The organism is Halonotius sp. F2-221B (assembly GCF_046719765.1).
GTDB lineage: Archaea > Halobacteriota > Halobacteria > Halobacteriales > Haloferacaceae > Halonotius.
On record NZ_JABEBY010000011.1, the window covers coordinates 43525 to 56281 of the forward strand.

14 protein-coding genes are annotated in these 12757 nt (G+C 66.2%); 11 read left to right on the plus strand and 3 right to left on the minus strand.

The features are described from left to right. Window positions 1–86 precede the first annotated feature (86 nt). Entirely contained in the window at window positions 87–1955 is a 1869-nt protein-coding gene (locus HKK80_RS09405) for a UvrD-helicase domain-containing protein (protein WP_411799341.1), read from the plus strand. Beyond that, window positions 1952–3190, plus strand: a complete 1239-nt coding sequence (locus tag HKK80_RS09410) for a M24 family metallopeptidase (protein ID WP_411799342.1) — start codon at window positions 1952–1954, stop codon at window positions 3188–3190. Before HKK80_RS09405 ends, HKK80_RS09410 begins: the two co-directional genes overlap by 4 nt. A 78-nt stretch (window positions 3191–3268) precedes the next feature. On the opposite strand, the gene HKK80_RS09415 is transcribed toward HKK80_RS09410, so the two are convergent. Then, window positions 3269–3523, minus strand: a complete 255-nt coding sequence (locus HKK80_RS09415; protein ID WP_411799343.1) for a hypothetical protein — start codon at window positions 3521–3523, stop codon at window positions 3269–3271. Between the two features lie 77 nt (window positions 3524–3600). Here HKK80_RS09415 and HKK80_RS09420 point away from each other — a divergent pair, with 77 nt between their 5' ends. After that, window positions 3601–4209, plus strand: coding sequence for a riboflavin synthase (locus HKK80_RS09420; RefSeq protein ID WP_411799344.1), 609 nt, complete (start codon window positions 3601–3603; stop codon window positions 4207–4209). 4 nt (window positions 4210–4213) lie between these two features. Here the strand turns inward: HKK80_RS09420 and HKK80_RS09425 are convergent, their stop codons facing one another. Together HKK80_RS09425 and HKK80_RS09430 are read right to left on the minus strand one after the other, a co-directional pair. Further along, window positions 4214–5419: a DUF5305 family protein gene (locus HKK80_RS09425; protein ID WP_411799345.1), complete on the minus strand. Its 1206-nt coding sequence runs from the start codon at window positions 5417–5419 to the stop codon at window positions 4214–4216. Between the two features lie 150 nt (window positions 5420–5569). Further along, entirely contained in the window at window positions 5570–6601 is a 1032-nt protein-coding gene (locus tag HKK80_RS09430) for a hypothetical protein (protein WP_411799346.1), read from the minus strand. A gap of 143 nt (window positions 6602–6744) precedes the next feature. On the opposite strand from HKK80_RS09430, the gene HKK80_RS09435 reads away from it, so the two are divergent. The 8 genes from HKK80_RS09435 to HKK80_RS09470 all read left to right on the plus strand — a co-directional run bounded on the left by HKK80_RS09435 (window position 6745) and on the right by HKK80_RS09470 (window position 12736). After that, complete coding sequence (locus HKK80_RS09435; protein WP_411799347.1) at window positions 6745–7047, plus strand: DUF6432 family protein; 303 nt, start codon at window positions 6745–6747, stop codon at window positions 7045–7047. Window positions 7048–7123: 76 nt separating this feature from the next. Beyond that, window positions 7124–8236, plus strand: coding sequence for an aminomethyltransferase family protein (locus tag HKK80_RS09440; RefSeq protein ID WP_411799348.1), 1113 nt, complete (start codon window positions 7124–7126; stop codon window positions 8234–8236). A 48-nt stretch (window positions 8237–8284) separates the two neighbouring features. Further along, a complete protein-coding gene (locus tag HKK80_RS09445) occupies window positions 8285–8914 on the plus strand; it encodes a metal-dependent hydrolase (RefSeq protein ID WP_411799349.1) in 630 nt (209 codons plus the stop codon). Window positions 8915–9037: 123 nt separating this feature from the next. Continuing rightward, entirely contained in the window at window positions 9038–9646 is a 609-nt protein-coding gene (locus HKK80_RS09450; RefSeq protein ID WP_411799350.1) for a translation initiation factor IF-2 subunit beta, read from the plus strand. A gap of 76 nt (window positions 9647–9722) precedes the next feature. Further along, complete coding sequence (locus HKK80_RS09455; RefSeq protein ID WP_411799351.1) at window positions 9723–10364, plus strand: HAD family hydrolase; 642 nt, start codon at window positions 9723–9725, stop codon at window positions 10362–10364. Then, the gene (cbiB, locus tag HKK80_RS09460; protein WP_411799352.1) at window positions 10364–11284 is read left to right on the plus strand and encodes an adenosylcobinamide-phosphate synthase CbiB; all 921 of its coding nucleotides are present in this window, start codon (window positions 10364–10366) and stop codon (window positions 11282–11284) included. The genes HKK80_RS09455 and cbiB overlap by 1 nt, the downstream gene beginning before the upstream one ends. Beyond that, entirely contained in the window at window positions 11277–12053 is a 777-nt protein-coding gene (gene cobS / locus HKK80_RS09465; protein ID WP_411799353.1) for an adenosylcobinamide-GDP ribazoletransferase, read from the plus strand. Before cbiB ends, cobS begins: the two co-directional genes overlap by 8 nt. Further along, a complete protein-coding gene (locus tag HKK80_RS09470) occupies window positions 12038–12736 on the plus strand; it encodes an NTP transferase domain-containing protein (protein ID WP_411799354.1) in 699 nt (232 codons plus the stop codon). The genes cobS and HKK80_RS09470 overlap by 16 nt, the downstream gene beginning before the upstream one ends. The last annotated feature ends 21 nt before the right edge of the window (window positions 12737–12757 follow it).

The window sequence follows — 12757 nt, forward strand, 5'->3', positions numbered from 1 at the left end:
CGGCTCTCGATTTCGGCTGTGTTCGGATCGACCTCGGCGACCGAAGCCATGTCGTTTATCACGCCGGGGCGCATGTAGGTGCTACAATGAGCACCACGGACGGCGAACTCACGCGCCTCTTTGGCGGCCCCGGCAGCGGGAAAACGACCGCCCTCCTTGACCGCGTTGAGACCATCCTCGAAGACGACGACACCGATCCACGCGATATCCTCGTCGTCTCCTACACGCGTGCCGCCGCCGCCGAGATCCGCGAACGCCTCGCCGAGCGACTCGACACGACGCCACGCGCGCTCAAAGGCAACGTCTGTACGATGCACGCCAAGGCCTACGAGTTGCTTGATCTCTCCCGCGGCGACGTTGTCGGCGAAGACGACAAGGAGGAGTTCTGCGAGGAGTACGGCATCGAGTACGAGGACGAGTACAAAAGCGGCGGCCGCCGCACCGCCCGATCGACGACGATCGGCAACAAGATCATCGCCACCAGCCAGTGGCTCCAGCGCACCCGCCGGGATGTCGCCGACTGGTACGACGTGCCCTTCCAGTGGAACGTCGAGGAGGTTCGCCTCCCGCCGGATGAGGATCCCAACGCCCAGGAGGGCAACAAGTACACGCCGACGTGGACGGCCGACGACGACCGCATCGATATCCCCGAGGCGATCCGGGCCTGGCGGAACTACAAGGGCGACAACGGGTTGGTCGGCTTCGCCGACATGCTCGAACGCGTTGCACAGCGGTCGCTGCTGCCGAACGTCGACTACCTCGTTATCGACGAGTTTCAGGATATCACCACGCTGCAGTACGCGGTCTTCGAGGAGTGGAAACCCCACATGAAACAGGTGTTGATCGCCGGCGACGACGACCAGGTCGTCTACGCCTGGCAGGGCGCCGATCCAAATCTCCTGCTTGATGCCGATCACGACGAGAATGTGGTGCTGCCGAACTCCTACCGGCTGCCCTCCAACATCCTCACCGTCGTCAACCAGGAGATCCGCCACATCGACAAACGCCAGGAGAAGGATCTCAAACCGCGGAAAGAGGGCGGAACAGTCGAGGCCGTCGAAAACGCCTCGATCCTCGAACTCGTTCGCAACGTTCGCTACACCGTCGACGCCGAGGAGGGCAGCGTGATGCTGTTGTTCCGCGCACGCTACCAGCTGTTCCAGTTCATCGAGGAGTTTGTCGACGAGGGGATCCCGTTCAAGGCCCTCACCGACCAGCGACTCTGGACCGATCGGCTGACCGACTACGTTCGCGCCATCGAGGCCTTCGACGCCGGTGAGGAGCTTACACTACTGCAGGGCCGCCGACTCGCCGACATGCTCCAGGAGTCGACGTTTGGCTCCAACGACCGCGAGGAGTTCTACGACTTCCTCGAAGCAGAGGAGGAGGCCGCCGAGATCGACGACCTCGCGGAGGTTCCGCTCGACCCCGACGATGTCGAGGAGTTCGCGCCGTTTATGCCCGATCCAACGTCGGCCGGTGACATGCTGCGAAAGGTGACAAACTTCCAGCGCACCTCCGTCGACGCCTACTTCAACGGCGACTACGCTGGCCTCGATCCCGACACCGTCCGCGTGGGGACGATCCACTCCGCGAAAGGCCGGGAAGCCGACCACGTCTTTGTCGCCACCGATCTCACCGAGAAGGTCGTCGAGCAGATGGCCGCAACGGTCTCCGGCCACGAGGAGACGGCCGATCCGACGACCGTCGACGACGACGAGTTCACCAAACACACCGATCCCGTCCCGCTGTTGACTGACAACGAACGGCGGGTGTTCTACGTCGGCATGAGCCGGGCGCGGGAGCGACTTGTTCTGCTGGAAAATCTGATCGACGGCGCGCCGACCGTCCCGATCAGCGTCCTGTTGCACAACGAGATTCGGGACGCGCCACCCGAGGAGCTGCTTGATGCCGTCGAGGCGGCGGAGCCGGCGGCCCCCGAACCCGAGCCGTGAGCCCGTCGGGTGGTGGCTTTCCCGCGGCGTGGTCAGCCCCGCCGACGCCGCAAGCCGGACTTGCCGCCCTCAGTGATCCACTCGCTGAGCCTGCCACCGTGGGCTTCGTTCACGCTGCTCGCGGCAACGATCCTGATCGCCGCTACCTGACGCGTACCGCCGCGCCACAGCAGGCGGCTGCCGTCGTTTGTGTTCCGACCGACGCCGGCGACCTCGAAGCGATCTACTGTGTGTCGGCAGCCGACCGCGACGCCGCTGTCGCCGATTTTCTCACTGATACCCGTGACGCGTCAGCGACCGAGATCGCTCGCTCGGTCGCCACCCGCGACCCGCAGACGCCGCCGGGCACTCACGCTGTGTCGGTGCTCGCCGATCGACGTGGAACCACTGAGGATGCTGGCACACTCCGGGTGCCGAGCCAGCTGCCGCACGACACCGCGGTTCGGCTCCAAGACGCTGGCTACGAGCTCGCATCGACCGCCGCGCTCACGGTGGCTCGGGCCAGCAAAACCGACACCGAACGCGACTGTCTCCGGGCTGTCCAGCGCGGGGCGGCCCACGGGATGGCGCACGCAAGCGACATCCTCGCTGAGAGCACGACCGCCGACGGGATCGTCCGCGTCGATGGCGACCCCCTGTCGGCCCGGCAGCTCGAACGCGAGATCGCCGCGACCCTCGCCGGCGGTGGCGTCACCCCGGAGACGGTTCGCGTTCGGGCCGTCGACACCGCCCCGACCGAGCCGCTGCCGGCCGACGAGGGGATCGTCATCCACCTCGTTCCGCGGGGGCCACACGGCTACCACGGCCATCTCACCCGCACCGTCGTCGTCGACAGCGACGGCGGCTGGGATCGACGCGCCTTCATCGCCGCCACGGCTGCCCAGACCGCCGCCCGCCGCCACTGCGAGGTCGACGGCAACGTGGGAACGGTCGCCGCCGAAGCAACCGCGGAGCTGACGGCCTACGGCTTCTCGCCGCGCGCGCACTCGGAGGACGGCGATGTCGCCGACGCCAGCGAGGCTGGCGGCCGCGTCGCTGTCCACGGCGTCGGGCTCACGCCGTATGAGGCTCCGAGCCCTACCGACGACGGCGCGCTACAGGCGGGATCGGTTCTCGCCGTCGAAACGAGCGTTGTTGACCCCGATCAGGGCCGGATTCGACTCGGCACACTGGTTGCGGTCACAGCCGACGGCGGCGAGCGACTCGTTGACGCCCCGATCTCGTTGACTCCCTGATCTCGTTGGCACCTCGATTTTGCTGGCACCGACAACAGGTGAGGCGTCGTCGACTACTGCGTTGGTGCCTTCTCACCCCTACTTTGGTGGCTTCTCATCGTTCGAGGGGGCACGCAGCCGCGCGGGAAGCAGTCCCCGAAGGAGCCGACCGAGAACCCGCTTCGGGTCGAGAAAATACTGCGGGAGGACGACCATCGCAACCGCAACACCGAGCAACGCGATGCCGACGACCGGCTTTCCGGCGAGCAGCTGTGTCACGCCGAAGTTGGCGACCGGGATGGCAAAGACGAGTGTGGTCGCCAGCCCGATCAGATCGATGAGCCCGAGTTGCATGCGCTTTCGGTACCGCCGGCAGCGACAAAAGCGCGCCGGCCCGCAACCGCTATCCCTCCGGATCGTCTTCCTCCGGTATGTTTACCGGAATCGTCGAAACCGCCGGCGAGGTCGTTGCCGTCGACGCCGACGCCGACGGTCGACGCCTGCGGATTCGTGCCCCGGAACTCGACGCGCTTCACCACGGCCAATCGATCAGCGTCAGCGGCGTCTGTCTCACCGTCGAGGCGTTTGGCGAGGTCGACGACGAGCAGTGGTTCGAGGTCTTCCTTGCGGCTGAAACGGTCGCAAAAACGTATCTCGGCGTGGTCGACGTTGGCGACACCGTCAACATCGAGCGCGCACTCGCCGCCGACGGACGGTTTGACGGCCACGTCGTCCAGGGCCACGTTGACACCGTCACGACGATCGCGGCGATCGAGCAGGTCGGCGACGACTGGCGGTTTACGTTCGCACTCCCCGACGACTACGGCCAGTATATCGTCGACAAGGGCTCGATCTGTCTCGATGGGATTTCGCTCACCGTTGCCGAGATCGACCACGATGCCGGGGCGTTCGATGTGGCGATCATCCCGACAACTTACGAGCTCACGACGCTGGCGACAAAGTCAGTCGGCGATCCGGTTCACGTCGAGGTTGATGTGATCGCCAAATACGTCGAGCGGATGTTGGAGGGCTACCAGTAGCCGGTCAGAGGTGGATCCACCGCTGGAGAGTGGCGGGTTCGGTGGTGTAGTAGTAGGTCACGTCGTCGTCGGAGACGGTATACACCGAGAGATCTGGATCGTAGATCACGCGCTTGTTGGCGTCGATGCCGACATTGACCAGATCCTCGATGGAGTTGACGGCGACAAACTCGTTGTCGGAGTCTAACAACAGCTCGCCCTCGGAGATCCACTCGCTGTACTGGTTGTGGGCGATCTCGGTTTTGAGCTCTGCCTCGTCGAGCTGTGGGGCCTTTGCCGCGATCGCGCCGCCGCTGGCAACAGCGATCAGGCCGAGGATCGCCAGCAGCGCGACCAGCCCCATATTCGGCTCACCCCGCGTCGGTTCGTCCGGTTCGGCCGGCTGGGCTGCGGCGTCCGAATCGGCCGCCCCCGCCGGCTCGATCGGCCGGGTTTGGGTTTCTGAGACGTTGGCTTGCTGATCGCCGGTCAGCCAGTAGGTGCCTCTTGGTGGGTTCGATCGTATATTCTCGTATTTCAATCTCGGAGTGACGTTGAGCGTCCCGTCGTAGACTGTCCCGTTGATTGGTTCTGTTCGGTAATCGACGGTTAGGTTTAGGTTGGTATTGAAGCTCGTTGCTGATTCCGAAAAGTCGCTGGCAACCTCGTCTGCTGGCTCTTGTAGATCATCTTTCACATCAAAAGTGCGACGATTTGTCACCCGGCCGTCGGTGACTGTATCCTGCCGGTACATGAGCAGTCGATCGTTCGTGTACACTATCTCGCTGTCGGCATCCTCGCGGTCGGTCACAACCTCCTCCTCGCGGCTGAGCCGGGTTGTGAGCTCGACGCTGACGTTTTTGGTCGTGGTGGCGGTCACATTGAACGTCAGCTCCGGCGTGTACCGATAGAAGTACACCGGTTCGCGGGTGAGCATCTCACCTTCCTCGTATGCCTGCCGGTTTGGTCCGGAGATCGTCGGTCGCAGCTCACTTGAACCGGTCTCGACGACCGCGCTGTCGATCAGCTCAACCTCAAGGAAGAACGCCTCGACCTCCTCGGTTTCGGGCTGTGGGTCGGGCTGGGGGGCTGGCTGGCTCGCCGGCTCCTCGACCGGTGGTGTCAGGAAGACGTAGCCCGATCCAAGCAGCAAGACCACTCCGAGGACGACAAACCCGATCGTGAACTCCGTGCTGTTGGTCGCAACCTGCAGTTTGAGCCGCGGGAGCATCACCGACCACCTGGTGTGATGCGGTGTCGCCGCTCGGCGCGCGCGGACGCGGGTGGTCGGCGGGACACAACGCGGTGGAACATAACGGGTATGTGCTACACAGAACTACGGGCGCAGGCTTGTGTATGTCACGATCACGCGCTGTGTGGGCTACAGCTCCCGTTCGGCGATATAACCCCGCTGGCACTCCGGGCAGATGTCGCCGGCGCGCATCGACGACGCCCCGGCGTGGCGGGTGAAGCCACACTCCGGACAGTAGAACTCGGTGGTGATGTCGTCGACGGTCGGCTCATACAGTGTCGCCTCACCAGCCTTCGTCAACTCCGCGTCGGCCGGCTCCTCGATCATCTCCTCGTCGGTCTGGGCGTCGACCCCGTCGTCGTCGACCGCGTCGGCGGTGGCCTCGGGGGTAAAGCCGCCGCTGAAGTTCACGTCGTCGGGTTGTTCAGCCGGCGGTGTCTCCGCGTCGTACCCCTCGTCGTCGCCGGACTGCTCGGGCCACTCGTGGGCTGTTGTCTCCGGATCCGTCTCGTGTTCGGGCCATTCCCACCCGCCGGGCTCACCCTCGCTTTCGGCTGTTTCGTCGGTTTCGTCGTCGGCTGTCTCGTCGGTTTCGTCGTCGGCTGTCGAGAGAATGATCCCGTCGTCGTCGGCCGCCTGCGGCTCGCTGCCGTCGGCCCCTCCCGCCTCCTCGGAGTCGGCTGCGGGTGGCTCCTCGGCGGCGTCCGCAGTCGCCGCGGTCGGCTCCGTCGACGCCGGTGGTGTCTCCTCGTCGTCCAGTAGCTCCGCGTCGTCGTCGGCACTAGGGGTCGTGGCGTCGGCCGGCTGATCGGCCGCTGTGGGCGGTGACGCCGACGAGGCTGTCTCGTCGCCGGGTGGTGGTGATGCCGTCTCGCCGGTCGTGGCCGCCGCGCCGGCGTCATCGGCGGCTGTCGCGTCAGTGTCGGCGGCTGTCGCGTCAGTGTCACCGCCGGTTGTCGCCTCGCGCTCGCCGTCGGCGGTTTCGGCGAGCTGTTCGATCGAGGTCACCTCCTTGTTCTCACTGACGGTCTTGGTGTACCCACAGCGAGTGCAGGTTTTCTCCTCGCGAACCGTGACGACGACTTCGTTGCCTTGTTCCTCCCGTTCCCGTCGCAACTCGGGGTCGTCGAAATCGTGACCGAGTAGACACCGGAGTCCCATTACCGTCTGTATCAACCTACTCGACAAAAAGCTACTCCCTCTGTCCGTCGCGTGTCTGACGCCGTCGGCGTTCGAGCGGCCGCGGTCGGTGGTGTCGATCCCCGGCGGTAGATGTAAACCGATTCCGGTGGTAGGATATGTCGATGGGAGCCAAGCCCGCCTACCGTGATCGGCCGGCCGTCGAGGTCGACGTTCTCGACGCGCTTGTCGACCGGGCCGGCGAGGGGATGACCGTGCTTGAACTCCGGGCCGCCGTCGAGGCCGACATCGACCGCATCGAGACGGCGTTATCCGAGCTCAAAGCCGATGGATTGATCGTCGTCAGCGACGAGAACGGGACGGTTCGGATCCGGCCGGCCGACAAGGTCGTCCCGGATCCGACAGCCGACGCCGAGCCGTCAGATCCGTCGCTGTTTGAGGCCATCCGCGATCGGTTCGGCTTGTGACCCCCGCGTTTCGCGTTCGTCGCGTCCCGACCGACTCTCCGCCGTTGTTTTACTCCCGCGGCGTCTTCGCCTCCCCATGACACTGCTGGGAGCCCACCACGATGATCTCGGGGCGACGTACGTCGAGCGCGGCGGTCGACAGCTCGTCGCTCACTACGGCCGACCCGAAGTCGCCCACCGGGCAGTTCGCAACGGTGTCGGCGTCATCGAACAGGGGTATGGGATCGTCGCGGTCACCGGCTCCGAACGCGTCGACTACGTCGACAACATCGTCACCAACCGCGTGCCCGCAAGCGATGGTGAGGGCTGTTATGCCTTCGTCCTCGACCCACAGGGCCGGATCGAAACTGACTGCTACATCTACAACGCCGACGAGCAGCTGCTGTTGTTTACGCCACCATCCGAGGTTGAAGAACTGGTCGCCGACTGGTCGGAGAAGATCTTCGTGCAGGATGTCGCCATCGACGACGTGTCGGCTGACTACGGCGTCTTCGGTATTCATGGCCCCTCAGCGACCGAGAAGGTTGCCTCGGTGCTCAACCACGCCGGCGCGCCCGAACCCGAACTCCACTTCGATCGGGGGTCGATGGGCGACGCCGGCGTCACGGTCGTCGCCAGCGACAACCCGACCGGCGAGGACGGCTACACGGTGATCTGTGGGGCCGACGACGCGCCCGGGGTCTTCGATACGCTGCTCAACCATGGGCTCAACGCCGCGCCGTTCGGCGAGGCAACCTGGAACACGCTGACGCTGGAGGCCGGCACGCCGCGGTTTGCCTCGGAGCTACAGGGTGCGATCCCGAACACGGTCGGCGCGCGCCACGCTGTCGACTTCGAGAAGGGCTGCTTTATCGGCCAGGAGGTCGTCTCAAAGGTCGAAAACCGCGGCCGGCCGAGCAAGCAACTGCTCGGACTTCGTCTCGACGCCCCCTGTGGGGCCGGCGACGACCTCCGTGTCGACGGCGACGCTGTCGGGGAGCTGACGCGGGCGATCGAGAGCCCCTCGATCGGCGAACCGATCGCGCTGGCCTTCTGTGCCAGCGACGCGCTTGACGGCCCGTTTACCGTGGGATCGGCAGCCGCCGAGGCCGACGGGGCTGCTGACGAACCCACCGTGGTCGACGCCGACCGTATCGAACTGCCGTTCGTCGATGGAAGTGCGGCTTCGCTTCGCTGTCCGCGGTACTAGTCTCGGGCCGCCGAAACCGCCTTCCCCGCTGTCTGCCTATCGGCGGCTATGCCATCGACGCTCGTCCACATCGCGGTCGCGGGGCTGCTCGGGACTGCCCTCCTTGGAGCGGCCTTCGACCGCCGGGCGATCCTGACAGTCATGGCCGTCGCCGCGGTGCCGGATCTCGATACACTGCTCGGCCTTTGGTTGCCCGGGGCCCACCGGGCGTATCTCCACACGCTCGTCCTGCCGGCGGTTCTCGGGATCGTGCTCTGGTGGGATGTTGCCGTCCGCTCGGAGTCGACGCTCCGCCGGCGGTGGGGTGCGACCGGGGTTCGCGTGGCGTGGGTGAGCCTCGTCGGGATGGTTCTCGCCCACAGCCTCTATGACGGCGTCGTCAACGGTGTGAATCTGTTCTGGCCATTGCAGGATCGCTTCTACGACCTCTCGGGACATCTGCTGTACTCGACACAGCGCGGTCTGCTCCAGACGTTTGTCGACCTCTCTCCCGGCGGCACCGTCGAGGGAACGACCGCCACCACCCACTACTACACCGGTGTCGACCCGAATCGGGGTGCGGAACCCGAAAACGTCGAGCGGATCTTCCATCTGGTGCAGTCCGGCGAGCGACTGCTGTTGATGGTTGCCGGCTTCGGTGTCGTCGCACTGCGGCTGTGGCGGGACGATGAGGAGTGAGTGGTATGTTGATTCACGGCGGCGCGATCGGGGTGCGTCCGTTCTGAGCGACCACCGTGGGACAGGCGCATTGTGGATCGCTATCTCACAATGCATTTAGCCGCCGAACGCATCGAGACGCGTATGGACTACGAGGCGACGCTCGACCGGGCGATGGAGGATCTCCCCGATTTTCAGGGCTCCGACGAACGGCTTGACGTACCGGACGCCGAGGCCCAGAAGGACGGCGCGTTCACACGGCTGACTAACCTCTCGGCGATCGGCGACGCGCTCAACCGCGAGCCGGAACACATCCACAGCGCGATCCAACAGGAACTCGGCACCGCCGGCCAGTACGAGGACGGCCGCGCCCGCTACAACGGCGACTTCTCCGGCGACGATTTCGATGCCGCCATCGACGCCTACATCGCCGAATACGTCACCTGCTCGGAGTGTGGGCTGCCCGACACCAAGCTCGTCACCGAAAACCGCACCCAGATGCTTCGGTGTGAGGCCTGTGGTGCCTTCCGCCCGGTTGCCAAACGACAGTCGAGCTCCCAGCGCACCGACCGCCCCGATGTCGAGGAGGGCGAAACCTACCACGTCAAGATCACTGGTACCGGCCGCAAGGGCGACGGTGTCGCCGAGAAAGGCAAGTACACGATCTTCGTCCCCGGCGCGGAGGAGGGCGACGAGGTCGACATCTACATCAAAAACATCAGCGGGACGCTCGCCTTCGCCCGACTGGACTGATCTCCATACGCCCTGACTGGCGTGAGCCAGCGACGGTCGGCAGCTTTTCATACCGCCGACGGCGACCCCACAGACAGTGACCGCCTCCGCCGTTGTCTTCGATCTGTTCGGTACGCTCGTCACCATCGACGACACTCCCGAACCAGCGGCGGCCATCGCCGACGAACTCACCGCCCGCGGCGTCAGCGTCCCCGACGACTGGGCGGCCGCCTACACCGAACCCCATATCGACGCCCAAGCGGGAGCCGAAGTTCCGTTGCCGGATCACGTCGCTGCCGCGCTCGACAGCCGCGGGATCGACGTGCCGGACACCACCGCCCGTCAAGCCGTCATCGACGCCTTCGAGCCAACCATCGAGACCGCCACCGGCGCGGTCGACGCTGTCGCCGCCGCCAGCGAGGGCCGCCCGGTCGGCCTGCTGTCGAACTGTGCGGTTCCGGAGCTGGTCGACCGAACGCTGCGCCGGTCGACCCTTGATCCCGCCAGCTTCGATGCCATCGTTGCCAGCGTCGACTGCGGCTGGCGAAAACCCGATCCGCGAGCGTTCGCAACGATCGCCGACCGCCTCGGCGTCGACAGCGGTGATCTCGTCGTCGTCGGCGATACCCCCGAAACCGACGGCGGGATCACCGACCCCGGTGGGGAGTTTGTCGATATCGCCGACACGCCGCTCCCCGAACTTCCGGTGCGATTCAGTGAGGGGGAGCTATGTCGCTGATGGCTGCCGGCGTCGTGCTCGCGGCTGTCGGCGGCGATCATCTGGCTGGCGAGCCGCCGGCGCGGCTCCATCCGGTCGCGCTCTTTGGCCGGCTGGTCGGCCCAATCGACCGCGAGTGGCGTGCTCCCCGACTTGTCGGCAGCGTTGCCGCGGTTGGTCTCCCGCTTTTCGCGGCCGTGGCTGTCGCCCTTGCGGTGTGGCTCGCTGGCGACATCGCACCGCTGGCCGGTGGTGTCATCGCCGCCCTGATCCTATTTTCGACGATCAGCCTCCGGCTACTTTGTACAACCGCCGGCGATGTCCTTGCGCAAACAGACACTGACCTCGCGGGCGCACGCGAAGCATTGCTCGCTCTTGCTGGCCGTGACGCCGCCGACCTCTCGGCGGCCCACGTTCGGAGCGCGGCCGTCGAGAGCGTCGCCGAAAACCTCTCGGATGGCTTCCTTGCGCCGCTGGTCGGCTTCGGCGTTGCCAGCGTCGTCGCCGGCTGGTGGTTGTCTCCGGGCGTAACGCTGCCGGCTGCGACCGCGGCGGCCGCCTGGATCAAGGCTGTCAACACGATGGATTCGATGGTCGGCTACCGCTCGAAACCGGTCGGCTGGGCGGCTGCCCGACTCGACGACCTCGTCATGTGGGTTCCGGCCCGGCTGACGGCGCTGGCGATCTCTGCGGCCGCGCTGTCGCCCGATCCCGTGTTGACAGGTCGACGCTGGGCGCGGCTGCCGGCCTCGCCGAACGCCGGCTGGCCGATGGCGACGCTGGCGGCCGCCCTCGGTGTTCGACTCGAAAAGCCGGGCCACTACACGCTCAACTCGGTGGCCGCGTTGCCAACGACCGCCGAGGGCCACTACGGGGTTACACTCGTCGGCCGGGCCGGCTGGCTCACCGCGCTTGCCACGGTGGTGATCGTCGGTGTCTGAATCGAACCCGCTGCTTGCTGCCGGCCGAGCGATCCGCGGCGCAGTCGGCTTTCTGACGCGGATTCCGGTCGGCGGTACCGAGGCAGACTGGGTGGCCTTCTGCCGACGCGCCTACAGCCTGCCGGTGGTCGGCTACCTCGTCGGCGGCCTCGCCGGGAGCGTGTTCTTCCTGCCGGTGCAGCCACCGACACTCGTCGCTGCCTATCTCGTTGGGCTCTATCTGCTAACCGGGGTGACCCACGCCGATGGGGTGGCGGATCTCGGCGACACGTTAGCGGTTCACGGTGACGCCGACCGCAAACGCGACGTGCTGAAGGATTCAGCCACCGGCGTCGGCGGGACGCTGCTGTTGGCCGTCACGCTGTTCGTCGTTGCCCTCGGTGCCCTCTCGTTTGCGGGGATCGGGCCGTGGCGGGCCCTCCGGCTCGTTGTCGCCGCTGAGGTCGGCGCGAAACTCGGGATGGTACTGGTCGCCTGTTACGGCCGGCCGGCCCACGAGGGGCTCGGCTCACAGCTTGTCGGCGAGCTCACCCACCGGTCGTTGGCGCCGGCGATCGCGGTGTCGCTGCCGGCGATCGCCGCTGCCCCGAACGGGCTGGCGCCCGCCCTCGTGGCTGCGGTGGCAACCGGGCCGGCGGTTGGGGTGACCGTGTTGACGTGGGGCCACCGCACACTCGGCGGTGTGAGCGGTGATCTGCTCGGGGCGACAAACGAGATCGGTCGCGCACTCGCGCTCCACGTGGGGGTGTCGGTATGGATTCTGACGTGAGCGACACCCCGGTCGCCGAGGACGACACGCAGGCGATGGTTGAGGACAACACGCGAGCGACGACCGAAGGCGAGACCGAGACGCGGGCGACGACCGGGCTGATCATGTGTGGCGGCGAGGGCAGCCGCCTCCGGCCGGCCGTCGGCGACACCGAAAAACCGCTTGTCGCGGTCGGCGGCGAGCCGATGATCGACCGGGTTGTGGCCGCGTTGCGGGCGAGTTCGCTGACGACGATCGTGGGGGCAGTTTCGCCGGCAACGCCGGCGACGGCTGCTCATCTCGCCGATCTCGATGGGGTCGACCTCATCGAGACGGCGGGTGAGGGGTATGTTGCTGATCTCACCGAGGCACTCGCTGTCTGTGATAGCCCAACTGTAACCGTCGCCGCCGACCTCCCGTTGCTCACCGCCGGCCATATCGACCGGGCGGTCGCGGCCGCCGGCGACGACTCGCTGACCGTCTGTGTGCCGGCATCGCTCTGTGCGGAGCTGGGCCTCAGCGCGGAGCCAACCCGCGATCACGACGGAGAGACAGTCGTGCCGACCGGGTTCAATATCGTCGGCGACGACGCCGAGCGAACAGCCGTCTGGCGGGCCCCACGGCTCGCCGCGAACATCAACCGCCCGGCTGACTACCGGGTCGTCGAGGCGTGGCTCGATAGCGACACCCAAACGAAACTTTGAGTGAGACAAAAAACACCTCGT